Below are 23884 nucleotides of genomic sequence, written 5' to 3' on the forward strand. Positions count from 1 at the left end.
GCGACGTCGGCAGGGACGATCACCGGCGCGCGTCGAGCAGAGCGGCCAGCTGCGGGCCGATCACCGCCAGCGCCTCCGGCGTGGCCATCCGCGCGTGCGTGACCTCGACCGGCCGGTCGACGACCATGCCCTGGACGTACGGCCACCAGTCCGCCGCGGCGGCGCGCAACTCGTCGGCGGGGTCGGCGACGGCGGCGCTGAAGTACTGCACGGTGCCGCGGAAGACGCCGGGCCGGTGCTTGGCGATCAGCTCCGCCGAGCGGACGGCGCTGCGATAGATCCGGCGCAGCCGCTCCGGCGTCACCGCGACCAGATCCGGCGGGATCATGGCGTGCAGCGCGGCCAACGACTCGTCGTCGAGGTCGTAGACATCGTCGCCCTCGGCGGCCGTCGTACCGAGACCGAGTTCGGCCAACGCACCGCGCACCGCGGCGCGGAAGCCGACGACGTCCGGATTCGGATGGCTGTCCATCATGGCCAGCAATTCCACCTGCTCGCCCGCGTCCTGCAACTCGGTGGCGATGGCATGGGCGAGGACACCGCCCAGCGACCAGCCGAGCAACCGGTAGGGACCCTGCGGTTGCACCGCCCTGATCTCGGACAGGTAGCGCGCGGCCAGCTCGGCCAGCGAATCCGGCAGCTCGCCGTCCTCCGACAGCGCGGGCGATTGCAGACCGAAGATCGGCTGGTCGGCGGGCATGAACTGGGCCAGTCCCGCATACGACCAGGCCAAGCCGTACATCGGATGCAGGCAGAACAGCGGGGCCGCCGATCCGCTCGCCCGGATCGGAAGCAGCACGTCCAGCGCCGCGGTGGCGTCGGCGTCGCCCGCGTCGATGCGGGCGGCCAACCCGGCAACCGTGGCGTCGGTGAAGAACCACTGCACCCGCACGGTCGCTCCGGTCGCGTCCCGCAGCCGACCGGCCACCTGTGCCGCGAGCAGTGAGTTACCGCCGAGGGCGAAGAAGTCGTCGTCCAGGCCGACGCGGTCGGCGCCCAGCAGTTCGGCGAATACTTCCGCCACCGCCTGCTCGGTGACCGTCTCCGGCGCGCGGTAGGCGACCGCGCTGGTGATCTCCGGGGCCGGAAGCGCGCGGCGGTCGAGTTTGCCGTTGGGGGTCAGCGGCAAGACGTCGATGACCACTACGGCGTCGGGCACCATGTACCCGGTCAGGAACTCGGCGACTCCGGCCCGGACCTCCGCCGGGTCGATGCGCACGCCGCTGTCGGGCACGACGTAGCCGATCAGGCGCTCACCCGACTGTTCGTCGGCACGCACCAGCGCGACCGCCTGCCCGACACCGTCGCAGCGCAGCAGCGCGGCTTCGATCTCGCCGAGCTCGATGCGGAACCCGCGCAACTGCACCTGCTGGTCACTACGCCCGGCGTACTCGAGAGCGGCGTTGTCGTCACCGGCACGCCACCGGCCGATGTCACCACTGCGGTACATCCGCGATCCCGGCGCACCGAACGGATTCGCGACGAACCGCGTCGCGGTCAAGCCCGGCCTGCCCAGATAACCGCGCGAGAGCTGCGCCCCGACGACATGGATCTCACCGGGCACCCCCACCGGAGCCGGATGCAGACGCCGGTCCAGCACGCACGCATCCAAGCCGGGGATGGCCCGGCCGATCACACTGGCCGGGTTGTCGGCGCTGTGCTCGGCCAACGGCAGGAACGACACATGCACCGTGGTCTCGGTGATGCCGTACATGTTCACCAACCGCGTGCGGTCACCATGGCGCTCGTACCACCGGCCCAGCTTGCGCAGATCCAGCGCCTCACCACCGAACACCACATACCGCAGCGCCAGATCACGTGGGTCCGCCGCTCGATCCGCTTCCACCAGCTGATAGAACGCCGACGGGGTCTGGTTGAGCACCGTCACCCGCTCCCGGATCAACAGTTCGCGGAACTGCTCCGGCGAGCGCGAGGTCACATAGTCGACCACGACCACGCTGCCGCCGTGCGCCAGCGCGCACCACAGCTCCCACACCGAGAAGTCGAACGCGTAAGAGTGGAACAACGTCCACACATCGGTCGCGCCGAACTCGAACAACGGCTGAGTGTTGGCGAACAACTCGACCACATTGCGGTGGGCGACCCCGACCCCCTTGGGCACGCCGGTGGAGCCGGAGGTGTAGATGACATACGCCAGGTTGTCCGGGCGCAACCGTCCCAGCCGCTGCCCGTCACCGACCGGTGCGTCCGAATACGATTCGGCCTCGGTCAGCAGCACCACCGGCAATTCACCGGCAGGCACCGCGTGGCGCTCCTGCGCCGTGGTCAGCACACACACGGGAGCGGCGTCTTCGAGCATGAATTCCAGCCGCTGCACCGGATAGGTGGTGTCGATCGGCAGATACGCCGCCCCCGCGATCAACACACCCAACAGCGCGACCGGCAGTTCTTCGGTGCGTGGCACCGCGACCGCGACCACCGATTCCGGGCCCGCACCCTGGGCGATCAACGCCCGCGCGACTTGGTTCGCGCGCCTCTGCAGCTCACCGAAGGTCAAGCTGGTGTCGCCGAAACGAATCGCGACCGCGTCCGGACGCGACCATGCCTGCTCGGCGATCACATCCGGCAAGGTCGCGCCGGGCACCCAGGCACCCGGCGCGTTCCACGCGCTCAGGACCTGATCCCGCTCGCCGGTCGCGAGCACATCGATGTCGCCGACCACGGCGGTGGCATCGGCCGCGACCGTCGCCAGGACACGGCGGAACCGGTCCGCGAAACTCCGCACGGTCGATTCGTCGAACAGGTCGGTCGCGTAGCCGATCACCACCGAAAGGCCCGCTGCACCGGGCTGTTCGGCCAAGGTGATCTGCAGGTCGAACTTGGCCGCCGACACCTGCGGATCGATGCCGGACACGGTGAGTCCGGGCAGCTCGAGCGTCGCCTGCGCCAAGTTCTGCAGCACCAGCATCACTTGGAACAGCGGATGCCGCGCAGCCGAGCGGACCGGATCGAGCAATTCGACCAGGCGCTCGAAGGGCAGGTCGGCGTGACCGAACGCCGCGACATCGGTCCGGCGGACCTCGGCGAGCAGCGCGTCGAACGACGTGCCCGGCTCGACCTCGGTCCGCAGCACCAGGGTGTTGACGAACATGCCGATCAGGTCGTCGAGCTCGGCCTCGCCGCGGCCGGCCACCGGGGTGCCGATGGCGATGTCCGAGGTGCCCGACAGCCGGGCCAGCAACACCGCGAGTGCGGCGTGCACCACCATGAACAGCGTCGAATTGTGCTGCTGGGCGAGCCGTTCCAGCGCGGTGTGCAGCTCGGCGTCGATGTCGAAGGCGAAGGTGGCTCCGCGATAGGACGCCTGGGCGGGCCGTGGCCGGTCGGCCGGGAGCGGCAATTCGTCCGGCAGGGCGGCGAGCGCGCCGCGCCAGTACTCGGCCTGCTGCGAGATGAGGCTGTCGGGGTCGGTCTCGGAACCGAGCACCTCCCGCTGCCACAGGCTGTAGTCGGCGTACTGGACCGGCAGCGGGGCCATGGCCGGGGCCACGCCCCTGCTGCGCGCCTCGTAGGCCAGCATCAGATCCCGGGTGAGCGGTCCCAGCGACCAGCCGTCGGAGCTGATGTGGTGGGCGACGAAAGCGAGCACGTGCTCGGTGACCTCGTCTGCCTGCGCGACCTCGAACAGTTCCACCCGGAACGGGACTTCGGTGGTCACCTCGAACCCGGCGGTGACGACCGCGGTCACCGCGGCGACCAGCTCGTCCGCGTCGACCCGGATGGGTACGAGGCTGATCGGCACCTCGGCCGCCGGAAGCACCTGCTGTACCGGGCCGTCGGGCGTCTGCGGGTAGATGGTGCGCAGAATCTCGTGCCGCGCCACCAGATCCGCGACGGCCTGCCGCAACGCGGCCACGTCCAACTCACCGGTAAGGCGGATGGCGGCAGGGATGTTGTAGACCGACGATGCCGGATCGAACTGGTTGAGGAACCACATGCGCTGCTGCGCCAGCGACAGCGGGATCCGTTCCGGACGCGGACCGGCCACGAGGGCTTTACGGCCGCCGCTGCCTGCGTGCTGCTCAACCTTCGCGGCGAGTCCGGCCACGGTGGACGCTTCGAACAGCACGCGCACCGGCACACGGGCATCCAGTGCCGCGCCGATCCGCGCCGCGACCTGCGTCGCCAACAACGAATTACCACCCAGCGCGAAGAAATCGTCATCCGCACCGACACGCTCGACACCCAACACCTCGGCGAACACCGAAGCCACGATCTCCTCGATCGGAGTCGACGGCGCACGAAACGCCTGAACCTCGAACTCCGGCTCCGGCAGAGCCTTCCGATCCAGCTTGCCGTTCACATTCAACGGCAAAGCATCCAGCACCACGAACACCGACGGCACCATGTACGACGGCAAACCCGCCGTCAACTCCGACCTCACCCGAGCCACATCCACACCGGCTCCGGCCCCGGCCCCGGCCCCGGCCCCGGCCGCATCGTCGGCATCGCCAGCGGCTCCGGCACCGGCCGCACCAGCAGCGACGCCACCCTCCGCAGCGGCCGGAACGATATAAGCCACCAAACGGTCACCGGTCTTCGGATCCGACCTCGCGACCACCGCCGCCTGCGCGACCTGCGGCAACGCCAACAGCGCCGCCTCGATCTCACCCAACTCGATACGGAAACCACGAATCTTCACCTGAAAATCCGTACGACCCCGATACTCCAGCTCACCGTCGCCGTTCCAGGCGACCAAATCACCCGTGCGATACATCCGCACACCCGACTCGAACGGATTCGCCACGAACCGATCCGCGGTCAGATCCGCACGACCGAAGTAACCACGCGCCAACTGAACACCCGCGAGATACAACTCACCGGAAACACCCACCGGCACCGGCCGCAGCCGAGAGTCGAGCACGTAAACCCGGCTGTTCCACTCCGGCGCACCAATCGACACCGACACCTCATCAGCCGACGTCACACGATGACTGGTGATCGACACCGCCGCCTCAGTCGGACCATAAAGATTGAACAACTCCGTGCGCGGGTGCTCCCGCAAAAACCGCTGCGCCACCGCACCCGGCAACGCTTCACCAATCGCCAACACCCGCCACAGCGAATCCGGCATACCAGCGGTCAACAACGCGTCGAGCATCGACGGCACCACATGCAGCGTGGTGACCCACTCCTGGGCCATCAACTCGTTGAGGTACGCCGGATCCCGATGACCATCCGGCGCGGCGATCACCAGACGACCACCACACACCGCCGCCGACCAGAACTCCCACACCGAGAGATCGAACGTCGCCGCCGTCTTCAACAGGATCGCATCAGCGGCATCCAAGCCGAATTCGACGTTCTTCCACTGCAACTGGTTCGCGATCGCCCCATGCGGAACCGCCACACCCTTCGGACGACCCGTCGAACCAGACGTGAAAATCACATACGCCGTGTTCTCCGGACGCAGGGGTACGACCCGCTCGGCATCCGTAACCGGCTTGCCGTCCACACCCGACAAATCCAGCTCATCAATACGCACAACATCGGCGACATCGGTCTCGAACTCGGCGTCGGCGTTGGTCAGCACACACACCGGTGCCGCCGTCTCGAGAATGTAGCTCGTCCGCTCGGCAGCCTGATCCGGATCCACCGGCACATACGCACCACCGGACTTCGCCACCGCATACATCGCCACGACCAGATCCACCGACCGGCGCAACGCCAGCGCCACCCGCGACTCCGGCCCCACACCCAACGAAATCAAATGCCGGGCAAGACGATTCACCCGCGCGTCGAGTTCGCCGTAGGTCAGCTCGACCCGCTCGCCGTCGAGCGCGTCGGCGACGAGCGCGGTGGAGCGCGGGTCCGCCGCCACGCTGGCGTCGAGCAGCGACACCAGCGTCGCGCCCGTGTCGACGGGCTGGTCGGTGGCGTTCCAGCGCGCCACCACGTCGTGCCGTTCGGCATCGTCGAGCAGTTCGATCTCGCCCACCGGGGTTGTCGCGTCGGCGACCACGGACGCGAGAATGCGCGAGAACCGTGCCGCGAACCCTTCTACCGTCGCCCGGTCGAACAGATCGGTCGCATAGGTGAGGAACCCGCCGATACCCGCGGCCGCACCCGACTCCGCATAAGCATCACCAACAATCAAATGCAGATCGAACTGCGACACATCCAAATCCGCATCCACACCCGCCACCGTCAAACCCGGCAACTCCAACGCCGCACGCGCGACATTCTGAAACGACAACCCCACCTGGAACAACGGATGACGCGCCGTCGACCGCGGCGGATTCAACACCTCCACCAACCGCTCGAACGGCACATCCGCATGCGCGAACGCCGCAAGATCCGACTCACGCTGACGCGCAAGCACATCCGCGAACGATTCGCCACCGTCGATCCGCGACCGGAACACCACAGTATTGACGAACATGCCGATCAAATCATCGAGCTCCCGCTCACCACGCCCGGCCACGGGCGTGCCGACGGCGATATCCTGCGACCCCGACAACCGAGCCAGCAGCACCGCGAACGCCGTGTGCACCACCATGAACAACGTCGCGCCATGCGCACGCGCCAACTCCACGAGTCCCGCGTGGGTCGCCGCATCGATTTCGATATCCACGCGCGCACCCGCCAGCGAAGCCACCGCTGGACGCGGCCGGTCGGTCGGCAACTCCAGCACGTCGGGCAACCCGGTCAGCTCAGCACGCCAGAACGCGATCTGCCGTGCCGCGAGCGACTCCGGATCCGACTCCTCCCCCAGCACCGCACGCTGCCACAACGCGTAATCCGCGTACTGCACCCGCAACGGCGACCACCCCGGAACATCGCCCGAGGTACGAGCCGCGTACGCCACCATCACATCCCGCACCAACGGACCCATCGACGACGCGTCCGCCGCGATGTGATGCACCACCACCGCGAGCACATACGTGTCGGGCGCTCCGTCGACCTGGATGAGCACGGCCCGCAACGGGACCTCGGCCGTCACGTCGAACGGAGTCGCCGCCAGCGCGTACACGCTGCTCGCGACCTCGGACTCGGCCAGCACCAGCGGACCGAGGTCCACCGCGACCTGCGCGGCGGGCAACACCACCTGCACCGGACCGTCCGGCGTCTCCGGATACACCGTGCGCAGCACCTCGTGCCGCGCCACCACATCGCGCAGCGCCGCACCCAGCGCGCCCACATCCAGCGCACCGGTCAACCGCAACGCGAACGGCAAGTTGTAAGCGGCCGAACCGATCTGCTCCGCGGCGTCATCGGACTGGTCGAAGCGGTTGAGGAACCACATCCGCCGCTGCGCCAACGACAACGGCAGTTGCTCCGGACGAGCGATACTCCCCAACTCGACCCGGCGCTCACCGTGCGTATGCGACTCGAGCGCCGCCGCCAAACCCGCCACGGTCGGCGCCTCGAACAGTGTCCGGACGGGCACCCGCGCACCGACCGCCGCACCGAGACGCGCCACGACCTGGGTGGCGACCAGCGAATTACCGCCGAGCGCGAAGAAATCGTCATCCGCGCCGACCCGGTTCAGCGCCAGCACCTCACCGAACACCCCCGCCACGATCTCCTCGATCGCCGTCACGGGCGCACGGAACTGCTTGGTCTCGAAAGTCGGCTCCGGCAACGCTTTACGGTCCAGCTTGCCGCTGGAGTTCAGCGGGAACGCGTCCAGCGCCACGATCGCGGCCGGGACCATGTAGGCGGGCAAGGTCTCGCCGATCGCGGACCGCAGTGCCTGCGCGTCGATCCGGTCGCCCGGAGCGGGAACGACGTAGGCGACGAGCTGATCGCCCAGCGACGACGCCGCGACCAGGGCGGCTGCCTGGCTCACCGAAGGCTGCGCCAGCAGCGCCGTCTCGATCTCACCCAGCTCGATCCGCTGACCGCGGAACTTCACCTGGAAATCGGTCCGGCCGAGGTAGTCCAGCACCGCGTCGTCCGCGTCCTTGCGCCACACGACCAGGTCACCGGTGCGGTACATCCGCTCGCCATTGCCGAACGGGTTCGCCACGAACCGGTCGGCGGTCAGATCGGGACGCCGCACATAACCGCGGGCCAGTTGATCACCCGCGAGATACAGCTCACCGGGCACGCCCACCGGCACCGGCCGCAACCACGAGTCCAGCACGTAGACCTGCGTGTTCCACTGTGGCAGGCCGATCGGCACGGTGCGCTCGTCGGCAGCCGCGGGCCAATAGGTCACCGAGACGGCCGCCTCGGTGGGGCCGTACAGGTTGTGCACGGCGGCGTCGGACACCGCCTGCATCGCGCCCACGGTCTCCGGCGGCAGCGCCTCGCCGATCACGAAGACGTGTTTGAGCGTCGGGCAGCTGCCCGGCGTGGTGTGCGCGGCGAAGACCGTCAGCATGGACGGCACGAAGTCGGTCACCGTCACGCCCTGCGCGGCGATGGTTTCCGCGACGTAAGCGGGATCGCGATGTCCGTCCGGCGTGGCGACGACGAGTTTCGCGCCCGCGCGCAGCGGCATGAAGTAACCCCACAGCGAGACGTCGAACGTCGTCGCCGTCTTCTGCAAGTACACATCGTCCGGACCCAGCGGATACTCCGCGAGCATCCACGCGATCTGGTTGTTGATCGCCGCATGGGACACCGCGACGCCCTTGGGGCGGCCGGTGGACCCGGAGGTGAAGATCACGTACGCCGGATGGTGCGGCAACACCGGACGCACGAGTTCTTCCGTGCGGACCGGGCTGTCGTCGAAGCCGTCGAGATCCAGCGTGTCCACGGCGAGGGCCGTGACGTCGCCCGGCAGCGCCGCCGCGTCCGCGGCGGTCGTCACCACGCACAGCGGGCGAGCGGTGTCCAGGATGTGCGCGATGCGTTCGGCCGGATGATCCGGATCCAACGGCACATACGCCCCACCCGCCGCCACGATCGCATACATCCCCACCACAAGATCCAACGACCGGCGAACCGCCAACCCCACCAACGACTCCGCACCCACACCCTGCGAAATCAACAACCGCGCCACACGATTCACCCGCGCATCGAACGCACGGAACGTCAACTCCACACCCTCGTACACCACGGCGACCTCGTCCGCGTACGCCTCCGCCGCACGGCGATACCCGTCCAGCAGCAACTCGGCGGGAACCGGGTAACGCGTGTCGTTCCACTCGTGCAGGATGCGATCCCGCTCGACCACGCTGAGCAGGTCGACCCCGCCCAGCGCGCGGTCGGGATCGGCCGCGACGGCGCGCAGCAACCGGTTCAGGCGCGCGGCGAACTCGGCGACCGAACCCTCGTCGAACAGATCGGTGGCATAGGTGAACAGGGCGGCCAGGCCCGCGTCCGGGCCTTCCTGCGGCGTCACCGTCAGCTGCAGATCGAATTTGGCCACCGCGCCGTCGAATTCGACCGCCGCGACGGACAGGCCGGGCAGCTCGAGCCGCGCCTGTTCCATGTTCTGGAAGAACAGCGCCACCTGGAACAGCGGGTGATGCGCCTGCGACCGCACCGGGTCGAGCACCTCGACCAACCGCTCGAACGGCAACTCGGCATGCGAGAACGCCGCCAGGTCGCGTTCCTTGGTCGCGGCCAGCAGTTCGGCGAACGAGGACGCCGGATCGACCGGGGTCCGCAACACCAGCGTGTTGACGAACATGCCGACCAAGTCGTCGAGTTCGGCCTCGCCGCGGCCGGCGACCGGCGTGCCGATGGTGATGTCGGTGGTGCCGGACAAGCGGGCCAGCAGCGCCGCGAACGCGGTGTGCACCACCATGAACAGCGACGCGCCGTGCGCGTGCGCCAGCTCGTCGAGCCGGGCCCGGGTGGGTGCGTCGACGGTGAAGGCGTAGACGCCGCCGCGACCCGACGGCAAGGCGGGACGCGGCCGATCCATCGGGAGGTCGAGCCGATCGGGGATGCCCGCGAGGGCCTCGCGCCAGAAAGCGATCTGCGTCGCGGCCACCGAGCGGGGGTCGTTCTCGTCGCCCAGCACGGCGTGCTGCCACAGCGTGTAGTCGGCGTACTGCACCGGCAGCGGTTCCCACCCCGGGGCGGCGCCCGCGCTGCGCGCGACATAGGCGGTCATCAGGTCGCGCACCAGCGGTGCTATGGACGTACCGTCGGCCGCGATGTGATGCACCACGACGGCGAGGACGTAGTCGTCGGAGCCGATCCGCGCGAGCGAGAGCCGCAACGGCACTTCGGCCGCCACATCGAACCCGGCGGCGGCGAACGTACCCAACCACTCGGGGAGTTCGTCGGCGGTCAGGCTGTGCGGCGTCAGGTCGGGGACGGCCTGCGCGGCGGGCAGCACCACCTGATACCCCGTACCATCCACCGCCGGATACACCGTCCGCAACGTCTCATGACGCCCGACCACATCCGCGACCGCCGCCCGCAACGCCGCCACATCCAACACACCCGACAACCGCACCGCGAACGGAATATTATTCCCCGCCGAACCGGTATCGAACTGATTCAAAAACCACATCCGCCGCTGCGCCAACGACAACGGCACCCGCTCCGGACGCTCCACCGCCACCAACGCCGGACGCTCAGCGCCGGTGTCGAATTCGGCGAGCCGGGCGGCCAGCAGCGCGACCGTCGGCGCTTCGAACACCGTACGCGCGGGCACCCGCGCGCCGATCGACGCGCCGAGCCGGGCCGCGACCTGCGTCGCGATCAGCGAGTTGCCGCCCAGCTCGAAGAAATCGTCGTCCGCGCCGATCTCGTCACCGGCGCTGAGCAATTCGCCGAACACGCCCGCGACCAATTGCTCCAGCGCTCCCGACGGCGCGCGGAACTCCTTGGTCTGCAACTGCGGCGCGGGCAGCGCGCGACGATCCAGCTTGCCCACCGGGGTCAGCGGGATCTCCTCCAGCACGGTGAGCGAGGTCGGCACCATGTGGACCGGCAGACTGCGCTCGGCGTGCGCGATCAGCTCTCCGGTGTCGATCGAGTGCCCGGTCGCCGCGTGCACATAGGACGCGAGAATCGTCGCGCCGCTGTCCAACTGGTGGCCGACGGTGACCGCGAAGTCGACGGTCTCGTGCCCGGCCAGCACCGCGTCGATCTCACCCAGCTCGATCCGGAAACCCCGGATCTTCACCTGGAAATCGTTGCGGCCCAGATACTCCAACTCACCATTCGGCGTCCAACGCACCAGGTCACCGGTGCGATACAACCGGGAGTGGTTCGGGTCGAAGGGATTCGGGACGAAACGCACGGCGGTGAGACCGGGACGCAACTGGTAGCCGCGAGCCAGCTGGGGCCCGCCGATATACAGCTCGCCGACGACGCCGATCGGGACCGGCACCAGGCGCTCGTCCAGGACGTATTCGGTGGTCGTCTGGATCGGCGCGCCGATCGTCACCGGCTCGCCGGGCACCAGCGGCGCGCTGATGTTCGTCATGATCGTGGTCTCGGTCGGGCCGTACCCGTTGTAGAACTCGCGATCCCCGTCGGCGATCGGGCGCACCCAGCGCCGCACCAGCTCCGGCGGGCACGCCTCGCCACCGGCCACCACCACACGCAACTCGTCCAGCCCCGTCGGATCCACCGACGCGAGCGCGGCCGGGGTGATGAACGCGTGCGTCACGGCTTCCCGGCGCAGGAGCGCGGCGAGTTCGTCACCGCCGTAGACCGTCGGCGCGACCACGACCATGGTGGCCGCGCCGCCGAGCGCGAGCAGCAACTCCAGCACCGAGGCGTCGAACGACGGCGACGCGAAATGCAGCGTCCGCGACGCACTCGTCACCCGATACCGATCACGCTGCTCGGCACAGAAACCGGCCAGCCCGGCTTGGGTGACCACCACGCCCTTCGGCATGCCGGTCGATCCCGAGGTGTAGATGACATACGCCGGATGCTCGGCGCGCAGCTGCCGCAGCCGATCCGCATAGGTGACCGGTTCGGTCGGGTACTCCTCCAGTGCCCGGGTGCAGCTGTCGGAATCGATGACCAGCCATTCGATCTCGCTGGGCAGGTCCTCCACCACGCGCGTGACGGCGAGTCCGAGCACAGCCCCGGAATCCTTCACCATGTGCTCGACGCGATCGGCCGGATAGTTCGGATCCACCGGCACGAACCCCGCACCGGTCTTCGCCACCGCCCACACCGCCACCACGGACTCCACCGACCGCGGAATACCCACCGCGACCAGATCCTCCGGACCGACCCCCCGATCGATGAGCAGCCGCGCCAACCGCGTGGACCTGGCGTCGAGTTCCGCGTAGGTGAGGTGTCCCCGAGAGCTGACCGCGTCGGCGAAAACGACCGCGGTACCGGTCGGATTCGCTTCGACGGCGGTTGCCATCAGTTGCGGGAGGGTAGTGACTCTAGGTCGCCGGGTGCGCGTGGGCCGCACCCGCGCGGGCCGCGTCACGCGAGCCCCGCTTCGTGCTTCCTGATTCCCCATCCTTGAGCCGGCAGACTATTCCCCGACAAGCGAAACATGAAAACTCTGCACATCCTGCCTGTAAGAACACGTCCTTGACACATTTCCAGCGGACGCCCTGATACAGCAAACCAACCGGCTGTGTGCATAGTCACACAACCGGGGGCTTGCGTCTGACCGCGAATCGCTTCACTCGGCGCCGAACAGTTCGGTGAGCTCGACGATAGCGGTCACAGTCGTCCAGGGCCCCGCGGGCACGCGGCCGACACCATTGTCGAGCACCACGGCCTGCAAGTCCTCCAATGCCGTCGGGTCGAGCGTGTCCAGCCCGGTCCGATCCGTCACCAGATGAGTTACCCATTCGTCGGCGAGCGACTCGGTCAGCGCGCCGTCCACGTCGACCAGCACCACCGACGCGCCCACCGATCCGGCGGCCACCACTTCGACCAGCGCGGCCGGCGACTGCGCGCTGCCGTGCTGGAAGGTGCGCGACTCGAAGGTCAGCTCGGTGCGTGCGCGCAGCCGTCCGGCGGCCGTGGCGAGGTCGTCGTAGCTGAGCACTTGCGCACCGATGAAGGCGGGATCGCTTCCGCGCAGGGCGCGGGTGCGGTGGGCGTAGGTGACCGGGCGGGGGGATTCGGCGGCGATCTCGGCGACGAGGGTGGGGTCGTCGAGGGCGAGCCAGTCCAGCGCGCCGGTCGAGCCGGCGCCGCCGGTCGTGAGACCGATCTTGATCTCCGGTTCGTGCGGCAGCGGTGCGTCGAGTGCGTCGACCGGGACGACCGCGGCGCCGGCCTTGAGGACGGCCCAGGTGGCGATGACCGCCTCGATGCCGCGGTCCAGCCGCAGCGCGACGCCCGCGCCCGGTCCGCAGCCGCGCGCGATGAGCACCCGCGCCAACCGCGACGAACGCGCGTCGAGATCCTGGTAGGACAGCGCGTTCTCACCGGACACCACGGCGGGCCCGTCGGGGTCGTCCTCCACCGCGGCCGCCAGTGCCTGGGTCAACGCCGTGCCCGCGGTCGCGGTGGGCGCTTCGGCGCCGACCGATCCGGCCGCCGCCGCCATCCGCTCCCGTTCGGCGTCGTCGAGGATGTCGATGTCGCCGATGAGGGTGTGCGGGTCGGTGGCGATGGTGGTGAGGATGCGTTCGAGTCGGCGGCCGAGGGTTTGGACGGTGGTTTCGTCGAACAGGTCGGTGGCGTAGGTGAACACGGTGTCGAGTTCGCCGGGGGTGCCGTCGTCGCGGTGGTGGGGGTTGACGTTGACCTGCAGGTCGAATTTCGCTGCGACGCTGCCGGTGTCGAGCGCGGCGACGGTCAGGCCGGGCAGCCGCAGGGTGGGTTGTTCGTTGTTCTGGAACGACAGCACGACGCCGAACAGGGGGTTGTGGGTGGTCGCGCGGCCGGGGGCGACGACTTCCACGACGCGTTCGAAGGGGATGTCGGCGTTGGCGAAGGCGGCCAGGTCGGTTTCGCGGGCTTGGTCGACCAGTTCGGTGAAGCTCATGCCCGCCTCGACGCGGGTGCGCAGGGCGAGGGTGTTGACGAACATGCCGACCAGGTCGTCGAGCACGCGTTCGCCGCGTCCGGCGATGGGTGTGCCGATGGCGACGTCCGGGTCGCCGGACAGCCGCGCCAGCAGCACCGCCAAGGCGGCGTGCACGACCATGAACAAGGTGCAATTGTGCTCGCGCGCCAGGGCGACCAAAGCCGCATGCACTTGCGGGGATACCGCGAAACCGGTGTTGGCGCCCCGCATGCTCGCCACGACCGGGCGGGGCCGGTCCAGCGGCAGCTCCAGTTCCCCGGTCAGTCCGGCGAGTTGATGGCGCCAATACGCCAGCTGCCGCGCGGCCACCGAGGTCTCGTCGTCGTCGGTGCCGATCACGCTGCGTTGCCAGATGGCGTAGTCGGCGTACTGCACCTCCAGCGGAGACCAGCGGGGGGAGTTGCCGCCGATACGAGCCAGGTAGGCGCTCATCAGGTCGCGCGCCAGCGGCGCCATGGAGGCGCCGTCGGCGGCGATGTGGTGGGCCACGAACGCCAGCAGGTGTTCGTCGGGCCCGGACTCCAGCAGCAACGCCCGCACCGGCACTTCGGTGGTGACGTCGAACCCGGTCAGCATCAGCTCGGTGATCTGCTCGATCGGGTCGTCGGTGACGACGACGTCCAGCCCGCCGGGCAGGGCTTGCTCGACGGTGAGGATCTGCTGGTACGGCAGCCCGCCCGGCCCGGTCGGATACCGGGTGCGCAGCGATTCGTGGCGTTCGAGCACGTCGGCCAGCGCGTAGCGCAGCGCGGAGACATCCAGCGCGCCGGTCAACCGGATCGCCATCGGAATGTTGTAGGCCGCCGAGGCGGGGTCGAACTGGTTGAGCACCCACATCCGCTGCTGCGCCAGCGACAACGGAATCGGTTCCACCCGCTCGGCGCGTTCCAGCACCGTGCGCGCACCCGCACCGGCGCCGGGCACCACCCGCGCGGCCAGCGCGGCCACCGTCGGCGCTTCGAACAGCTCGCGCACCGCCACATTCGCGTCCAGCGCCTCGTTGATCCGCGCCACCACCCGCGTGGCCAGCAGCGAGTTACCGCCCAACGCGAAGAAGTCGTCGTCCAAGCCGACTTCGGCGGCGCCGAGCAACCCGGCGAACACATCGGCCACCGCCTGCTCCACCGGCGAACTCGGCGCGCGGAACACCGTCGCGGAGACGAACTCCGGCGCGGGCAGCGCCCGCCGGTCCAGCTTCCCGTTCGGGGTCAGCGGCAGCGCGTCCAGCACCACGATCGCATCCGGGACCATGTAGCCGGTCAGGAACTCCGACACCTGCGCCCGCAGCACCGACGGATCCATGCTCGCCCCGGCATCGGCCACCACGTACCCGATCAAACGGTCACCGGCATGCTCGTCCTCGCGGACCAGCACCACCGCCTGACTCACTCCCGGGCAGCGCAGCAGCGCCGCTTCGATCTCGCCGAGTTCGATGCGGAATCCACGCAATTGGACCTGCTGGTCGCCACGCCCGGCGTATTCGAGGGTGGCCTGACCACCGAACCCGACCCACCGGCCGATGTCACCGGAGCGGTACATCCGCGACCCCGGCGCACCGAACGGGTTGGCCACGAACCGGGTCGCCGCCAACCCGGGACGCCCCAGGTAGCCGCGCGAGAGCTGCGCCCCCGCGACGTAGATTTCTCCGGCGACCCCGACCGGCGCCGGGTGCAACCGGTCGTCGAGCACGTACGCGTCCAGGCCCGGCAACGCGCGCCCGATCACGCTGGCCGCGTTGTCGACCATCTGCTCGTCCAGCGACAGGAACGACACGTGCACGGTGGTCTCGGTGATGCCGTACATGTTCACCAGCCAGGGCGCGTCCACCGGATGCCGCTCGTACCAGCGCTGCAGCTGACGCAGATCCAGTGCCTCGCCACCGAACACGATGTAGCGCAGAGCGAACTTGCCCTCGTCGTGGTGTGCGGCGCGGTCGGCCTCGGCGAGCTGGTAGAACGCCGAGGGCGTCTGGTTGAGCACGGTGACTTGCTCCCGGATCAGCAATTCACGGAACTGCTCCGGGGACCGGGAAGTGAGGTAGTCGACCACGACGACGGTGCCACCGTTGGCCAGCGCGCACCATAGCTCCCACACCGAGAAGTCGAAGGCGAAGGAGTGGAACAACGTCCACACGTCGGTTTCGTCGAACTCGAACAGCAATTGGGTGTTGGCGAACAGCTCGACCACATTGCGGTGCGCGACGCCGACGCCCTTGGGCACGCCGGTGGAGCCGGAGGTGTAGATGACGTAGGCCAGGTTGTCCGGGCGCAGCGGTGTGACGCGCTCGCGGTTGCGGACTCGTGCGTCGTCGTAGCCGGTGGTCTCCTCCAGCAAAAGCGCCGGAATGGTGCCCGCGGGCAGTGTGTCCAGCTCGGTAGCGGTGGTCAGGACGCACACCGGCGCGGCGTCTTCGAGCATGAATTCCAGCCGCTGTACCGGGTAGCTGGTGTCGATCGGCAGGTAGGCCGCGCCGGAGATGAGCACACCGAGCAGCGCGACCGGTAGCTCCTCGGTACGCGGCACGGCGACCGCGACCACCGTTTCCGGGCCCGCGCCGTGGGCGATCAACGCGCGCGCGACCTGGTTGGCGCGGCGATGCAGTTGCTCGAAGGTGAGTGCGGTCTCGCCGTAGCGGACCGCGACCGCCTCGGGCCGGTTGCGGGCTTGGGTGGTGATGACATCGACCAACGTCACCTCCGGCACGATCGCCCCGGGAGTGGACCACTCGTGCAGCACCAACTCCCGCTCCCCGGGGGCCAGCACATCGATATCACCCACCACCACCGACGCGTCCGCGGCGACCGCGGCCAGGATCCGGGTGAACCGGTCGGCGAAATCACGCACCGTCGCGGTGTCGAACAGATCGGTGGCATAGGTGAACGCCGCCGACAACCCGCCCGGGCGGCCGTGCCGGTCGAGGTTCTCCGCGACCGCCAACTGCAGATCGAACTTCGCCAGCCCCACCGCCAGATCCAGCCCCGACACCGACAAACCCGGCAACGCCAACTCCGGCACCGTCAGATTCTGGAAGGTCAACATCACCTGGAACAACGGATGCCGCGCCGGGGAGCGCGGCGGGTCCAGCACCTCCACCAACCGCTCGAACGGCACATCCGCATGCCCGAACGCCGCCACATCCACCGACCGCACCCCCGCCAGCAACCCCGCGAACGACACCCCGGGATCGACGTCGGTGCGCAACACCAGCGTGTTGACGAACATGCCGATCAGATCATCCAGCGCCGCTTCCCCGCGCCCGGCCACCGGCGTGCCGACCGCGATGTCCCGCGAATTCGACAACCGCGCCAGCAACACCGCCAACGCCGCATGCACCACCATGAACACCGTCGCGTTGTGTTCGTGCGCGACCCGGCTCAACCCCGCATGCACCTGGGCATCGATATCGAACCCGAGGGTGGCACCCCGATACGACGCCACCGCAGGCCGCGCCCGATCCGCGGGCAACTCCACCTGCTCGGGCAACCCCGCCAACGCCTGCCGCCAGAACCCCACCTGCTGCGCCAGAACCGAATCCGGGTCCTGCTCCGCACCCAAGATCTCCCGCTGCCACAACGCGTAATCCGCGTACTGCACCTCCAACGCCGGCCACTGCGGCGCCCCGCCGCGCATCCGGTCCACATAAGCGCTCATCAGATCGCGAGTCAACGGCCCCATGGAAAACCCGTCACCCGCGATGTGATGCACCACGCACACCAGCACGTGCTCGGACTCGCTCAACACGATCAACCGCACCCGCACCGGCGGCGCGACCGTGACATCGAAACCCTCACTCACCGCGGCGGCCACCAACGCCGCCACCTCCGACTCGTGCGCACGGCGCACCAGCACATCCGGCACCGCCCGCGGGTCATCCACGGGCAACACCACCTGCACACCCTCACCGTCCACATCCGGATACACAGTGCGCAACACCTCGTGCCGCTCGACCACATCCCGCACCGCAGCCCGCAGCGCCGCCACATCCAACTGCCCCGACAACCGCACCGCGACCGGAATATTGTTCACCCCACTCGCGGGATCGAACCGGTTCAAAAACCACATCCGCTGCTGGGCATACGACAACGGCACCCGCTCCGGGCGCGGCCACGCCCGCAACGCCTGCCCCGCCGCGGACCCCGCATGCGCCTCCACCCGCGCCGCCAGCCCAGCCACCGTGCTGACCTCGAACAGCAACTGCACCGGCACCCGCACATCCAACGCCGCACCGATCCGCGCCGCCGCCTGCGCCGCCAGCAGCGAGTTCCCACCCAATTCGAAGAAGTCGTCATCCGCGCCGACGCGGCCGTCCTCCTCCGGCACCAGCAACGCCGCGAACACCTCCGCGACGATCTCCTCCACCGGCGTCGACGGCGCCCGGAACGCCCGCGCCGCGAACACCGGCTCCGGCAACGCCGCCCGATCCAACTTCCCCACCGGCGTCAACGGAATCTCGTCCAGCACCACCACCGACGCCGGAATCATGTACGCGGGCAAGGACTCCCCGATGAACTCGGTGAGCGCGTCGATGTCCACATCAGCGCCCGGCCGCGGCAGCACATAGGACACGAGCGCGGTCGCGCCCGACGGCAGCGGCTTGCCAAGGGTGGCCGCGAAGTCGATGTCCGGGTGGCTGGTGAGCGCGTTGTCGATCTCCCCCAGTTCGATACGGAAGCCGCGGATCTTCACCTGGAAGTCCGAACGGCCCAGGTATTCGATGACACCGCCGTCCTGGCTCGCGGACTCGGTGCGCCGCACCAGGTCGCCGGTGCGGTAGAGCCGCGCCCCGGGGTTGCCGGTGTCGGCGCCGAACGGGCTGGCGACGAATCGCTCCGCGGTCAGGCCCGGCCGGTTGAGATAGCCCTGCGCCAGCGCGGGGCCGGACAGATACAGCTCGCCGACCACGCCGGCGGGCACCGGCCGCAGCCGCGAGTCCAGCACGAACGCGCCGACTCCCGGGATGGCCGTGCCGATCGTGATGGGCTCGCCCGGCGCCATCGGCGGCGTGCTGGTGGCCAGGATCGTCGCCTCGGTGGGCCCGTAGCCGTTGTAGAACTCGCGCTCGGCCGCCCAGCGGCCGACCAGTTCGGGACCGAACTTGTCCCCGGCCACCACCACGGCCTGCAGGTCGTCCAGGCCGGCCGGGTCCACCGATTCCAGGGCGCCGGGCGTGATGAGCATGTGCGTGACGTGCTCGCGGCGCAACAGATCGGCCAGCTCGAAACCGCCGAATACCGACGGCGGCGCGATGACCAGCGTCGCGCCGGAAGAGAAGGCCAGCAGCAGTTCGAGCACGGAGACGTCGAAGTTCGGCGAGCAGACGTGCAGCACGCGCGACTCCTCCGTCACGCCGTAGTGCTCGCGCTCGGCGGCCACCAGCCCGGCCAGGCCGCTGTGGGTGACCACGACGCCCTTGGGCTTGCCGGTGGAGCCGGAGGTGTAGATGACGTAGGCCGGGTGCCGCTCGTCCAGCGGGCGGACCCGGTCGGTGTAGGAGATGGGGTGCTCCGGGCGCGCGGCGATGCGCGCCGCCTGCACCGGGTCGTCCAGCTCGATCCAGTACACGCCGGTGCCGAGCACCGGGCGGTGCGCCGAGGTGGTCAGGCCCACCGTGGCGCCGGAGTCGGCGACGATGTGGTTGATCCGGTCGGTGGGGTAGGTCGGATCCACCGGCACGTAGGCCGCGCCGGTCTTGGCGATGGCCCAGACGGCGAGCACCGACTCCACGCTGCGCGAGATCCCGATGGCGACCACGTCGCCGGGCCCGACGCCGCGCTCGATCAGCTCCCGGGCCAGCCGCGAGGACGCCGCGTCCAGCTCGGCGTAGGTGAGTTCCCGATCGTCGGCCGGATCTCCCGTGGGGTTGAACCGGATCGCGACCTCGGTGGCGGCGGACTCGACCGCGGCGGTGAGCAGCTGCGCGAAGAGCGGACTGCCCGACCTGCGGCGACGGCTACCGCGAGCAGAGCGACGGGCGGTTTCCATTCGAGTGCATTCACCTCTCGCATCGAGCCAGGACCCGGGCCTAACCCTGCTCAGGGTTCGTTATCCGGGGCCAGCGCGGACCGAGCAATCATATAGGGGCTTGACTGCCCAACCCGCGCGCTGTATCGGATTGCCGCGGCTGCCGTCGGTGCGGTCCGCGTCCCCCTTCGGTGGTGCTGTCCTCTCGTCGGACGCCGCCCACTCCCCCATGGAATCGGTGTCTTGCTTACCGCCTGCCGTTATATCGGCGCCGAGCCCCTCATGTTGCAGGACTCCCTTGATCGGTGAGCTTGCTCACAACCAGCCGCGCCGGGTGGCTTGCACCCCCGCCTGGAACCTGGTGCTCGCCCCGAGCCGCTCCAACAGCCGTGCGGTGCGGCGGACCACCGTGCGCCGGGACATGCCGAGCCTGCGCGCGATCGTGTCGTCGGTGGCGCCCAGCCCCATCAAGGTCAGGATCGCGCGATCGCGTTCGTCCAGCGCTTCGGCGGACGGATTCACCGAGATGGGCGCGGCCATCGTCCACAGTACGTCGAAAGTCTTGATCAGCAGCTCGAGCGTGGGCGAACCGGTGATGCGCAGACCCATCGGGTCGGGCCTGCGTTCGTCGGCGTGCAGCACCAGGCTGGCCCGTTCGTCGTCGCTGATGATCAGTTTGAACGGCGGATCCGGCAGGGTTCTGGCCTGCGCACCGCTGGCGTTGGTGGACAGCGCGTGCCGCAGCCGCTCCGGATCCTGGTAGACGGTGTCCTGGTACAGGGTCTGGTAGCGGATTCCGTCGGCGAGCCTGGCGCGTTTGAGCTCGAACAGCTGGCGTTCACGTTCCGGATCGCTGAGATAGGGGCCGCGCTCGACGAGCTTGACGCAGCTGCGGGCACCGGTCTGCATCTCCTCGAAATCGGCCAGCATCTCCAGGCGCTCGTACACCGGCACGACCGCGCCGTTGCCGCGGGGCGAGCGACGCACCGAACGGAACGTCTCGCTCAACCGGGCTGCGGCGGCGTGCATCTGATTGATCTCCTGTTGCCTGCGCCGCGCCTCGGCTTCGGACAACGATTCCGGCGCGTGCGCGTCCCACAGCGTTTCGCCGTCGGGCGACTCGATGCGGACCGCGGCGCGCACTTCACACAAGACATCCAACGAATCCGCGGCGAGGTCTTCCGAAACGCCCAGGTAATGCGCGATATCGGCGAGACTCGACCGGGGATGGTGCACCAGCACGGCGTAAGCGCGGCCGTGCGGCGACCCAGGCTCGAAGATGTCGCCCAGCTCGATCACGGCCCGAGCCTAGCGACCGACCGGTGCCTATTGGGCGGTTCTCCAAGACCCGGGCGCGAACCGCTTCCCGCGTCACCGGGACGCGGGAAGCTTCGCTGCGTGCAACCATGCACTGCTCGGAATGTCAAGTCGGACAGGTGAAGTCAGTGCGCCGACGGGCCCCACTCCATGGGCACGCCCTTGGCGGCCAGGTACGGCAGCGGGTCGATCTTGGAGCCGGACTGGTCCCAGATCTCCAGGTGCAGGTGCGGACCGGTGGACTGACCCCGGTTGCCCACGGTGGCGATCACATCGCCGGCGTTCACCCGCTGGCCCGCGTGCACGAACATCTCGTTCACGTGGCCGTAGACCGCGGTGGTGCCGTCGTCCTGCAGCACGCGCACCCACAGGCCGAAACCGGAGGCGGGCCCCGCCTCGATCACGGTGCCGTTGCTGACCGAGTGGATCGGCGCGCCCAGCGCGTCGGCGAAGTCGAGGCCGTAGTGCATGGCACCCCAGCGGCTGCCGTAGCCGGAGCTGATGGCGCCGGCCACCGGGCGCACCGCGGGCGCCGGAGCGACCTGCTGCTGCACACCCTTGAGGGCCTCCTCGGCCTGGGCCAAAGGTGCGGCGATCTCCGGGGGAAGATTGGGAATGCCGAACGGAGCGGCGACCGGGGCCGCGATCTCGGCCGCGACCGCGGCGGGTTCCGGCGCGGGCTGCGCGACCGGCTCGGCGGCAGCCTTCGCCTCGGCAACCGGCAGGATGCTCGTACCCTTCACGGTGGCGGGCGCGGCCTGCTGCTCCTCGTCGGCGTCGTGCGAACCGGGCAACAGCGGCGCGGCGTAAGCCAGCGCGGGAGCGACCTGGCTGGCAGCACCGATCAGCGCACCCGCCGCGACCGCGGCGGTGGCGGCGGCCTTCACACGCTCGGTGGCGGACGGCTCGGCGCGGTGCCGCGTCGGACGGCCCGTTTCGCCGCCGTCGCCGAGGAGGCTCTGGACGGTAATGGAACTGGGGCCTACACGGTGCTGCGACAAAACTGAATCCTCGGTCGTACCACTGGGTCAGGGATGCCGGAGCCCGTGCCGAGCCGGTTCTATAACGATCCGGTGTAGCCGGGCGGATAACGGTTTGGCATCCGTCGTGACGGGAACTCTACCGCGTCGTGACCATTCCGCAACCTTCCGGCGGAAAAACGCTGGTGAGGTCCGGGTCACACGTCCAAATGCGCGACAATCGGACCGTGATCCTCGACCGCTTGGACGTTCCGATCGTGCTCGCCCCCATGGCGGGCGGCCCCTCCACTCCCGAGCTCACTGCCGCGGTGGCCGAGGCGGGCGGTTTCGGCCAGCTGGCCGCCGGCTATCTCAGCGCCGCCGACACCGCCGCCCGGATCGCGGCGACCCGCGCGCTCACCGGCAAGCGCTTCGGCGTGAACCTCTTCGTACCGGGTCCGCCGACGCCCCTCGCCGATTTGGCGGACTATCTCGCCGAACTCGGCGCCGATCACCAACTCGGGGATCCGCGCTTCGACACCGACGACTGGGAGGCCAAGCTGGACCTGCTCGTCGCCGATCCGGTCGCGGCCGTGTCCTTCACCTTCGGCTGCCCCGACGCCGCGGACATCGAGCGGCTGCACGCCGCCGGGTCCGAGGTCTGGGTCACCGTCACCTCGGTCGACGAGGCGCGCGTCGCGGTCGAGGCGGGCGCCGACGTGCTCATCGCCCAAGGGGCGGAGGCGGGCGGGCACCGCGCGACGTTCGTGGATCGACCGGCCGACGACTCCGCCGACCCGCTCGGCCTGCTCGCGTTGCTGCAACTGCTCACCGCCGCGACCGACCGTCCGCTGGTGGCCACCGGAGGTCTCGCGACGGGCGCCGGCATCGCCGCCGCGCTCGCGGCGGGCGCCGCGGCCGCGCAACTGGGCACAGTGTTTCTGCGCTGTCCCGAAGCGGGCACCAACCAGGCGCACCGCACCGCGTTGACCGCCGACACCCCGACAATGCTCACGCGCGCGTTCACCGGCCGCAGGGCGCGCGGGTTGCGCAACCGATTCCTGCTGCGACACACCGCCACCGCGCCGGCCGGCTACCCGGAGATCCACTACGCCACCGCCCCGCTGCGGGCCGCCGCACGAGCGGCCGGCAACTCCGACGACGTCAACCTCTGGGCGGGTCAGACCCATGCGCTGGCACCCGAGCTACCCGCAGGCGAATTGGTCGCGACGCTGGCAGCCGACACGAAAGCCGCACTGGAAAAAGCACTTTCGCGGCGAATCCAGCATTATTGACAACGACTTTCGATTAGACTCGGACATCGCATCGACGTCCAGCATTGGAGGAGAGCGCCATGTCCCTTGATGTCCCCACCGCACTACTCGAACGCGCCGAGCGCGGCGAGGTCGACGACGCCGACTTCGTCGAGGTCGTGCGCACTTCCCTGCCCTACGCCTGGGAAGTCGTCAGCCGGGTGGCCGGTGAGCTGCGTTCCGGCACGGCGGAATTCGCCGACAACACGATCGCGCCGCCCGACGAGACGGCGCGCGGGCAACTGTTGCGCGCCATGGCCTCCGACGCGATCCGCGGTGGACTGGAGCGGCACTTCGGCGTGAAGCTCGCCTTCCAGAACTGCCACCGGGTCGCCGCGTTCCCGCTCTCCGCGGTGGGCGGCGAGACCTACACCACGTTCATCGGCACCAGGGCGCAGCTGCTCAACCAGAGCCCGGAACTGCGCAACTGCTGATCC

At 69.2% G+C, this 23884-nt stretch carries 6 protein-coding genes; 2 read left to right on the top strand and 4 right to left on the bottom strand.

The genetic code is table 11. The features are described 5' to 3' along the window. Positions 1-19: 19 nt before the first annotated feature. From QMG86_RS27740 to QMG86_RS27755, 4 genes are all read right to left on the bottom strand, one after another. Positions 20-12334, bottom strand: coding sequence for an amino acid adenylation domain-containing protein (locus tag QMG86_RS27740; RefSeq protein ID WP_434086126.1), 12315 nt, complete (start codon positions 12332-12334; stop codon positions 20-22). Between the two features lie 201 nt (positions 12335-12535). Then, positions 12536-19879, bottom strand: a complete 7344-nt coding sequence (locus tag QMG86_RS27745; RefSeq protein ID WP_281875652.1) for a non-ribosomal peptide synthetase — start codon at positions 19877-19879, stop codon at positions 12536-12538. 294 nt (positions 19880-20173) lie between these two features. Next, positions 20174-21157, bottom strand: coding sequence for a helix-turn-helix domain-containing protein (locus tag QMG86_RS27750; RefSeq protein ID WP_281875653.1), 984 nt, complete (start codon positions 21155-21157; stop codon positions 20174-20176). Between the two features lie 143 nt (positions 21158-21300). Continuing rightward, positions 21301-22176, bottom strand: coding sequence for a M23 family metallopeptidase (locus QMG86_RS27755; RefSeq protein ID WP_281875654.1), 876 nt, complete (start codon positions 22174-22176; stop codon positions 21301-21303). A 206-nt stretch (positions 22177-22382) separates the two neighbouring features. Between QMG86_RS27755 and QMG86_RS27760 the strand changes: the two genes are divergently transcribed. After that, positions 22383-23429, top strand: a complete 1047-nt coding sequence (locus QMG86_RS27760; protein ID WP_281875655.1) for a nitronate monooxygenase — start codon at positions 22383-22385, stop codon at positions 23427-23429. A 59-nt stretch (positions 23430-23488) separates the two neighbouring features. Continuing rightward, the gene (locus QMG86_RS27765) at positions 23489-23881 is read left to right on the top strand and encodes an SCO5389 family protein (protein WP_159849904.1); all 393 of its coding nucleotides are present in this window, start codon (positions 23489-23491) and stop codon (positions 23879-23881) included. The last annotated feature ends 3 nt before the right edge of the window (positions 23882-23884 follow it).

The organism is Nocardia sputorum (assembly GCF_027924405.1).
Taxonomy (GTDB): domain Bacteria; phylum Actinomycetota; class Actinomycetes; order Mycobacteriales; family Mycobacteriaceae; genus Nocardia; species Nocardia sputorum.

What these genes read in the sequence shown, in the direction of transcription:
- QMG86_RS27765 (WP_159849904.1), top strand. Translation starts at nt 23,489, where the DNA reads ATGTCCCTTGATGTCCCCACCGCACTACTCGAACGCGCCGAGCGCGGC.
- QMG86_RS27745 (WP_281875652.1), bottom strand. Translation starts at nt 19,879, where the DNA reads ATGGAAACCGCCCGTCGCTCTGCTCGCGGTAGCCGTCGCCGCAGGTCG.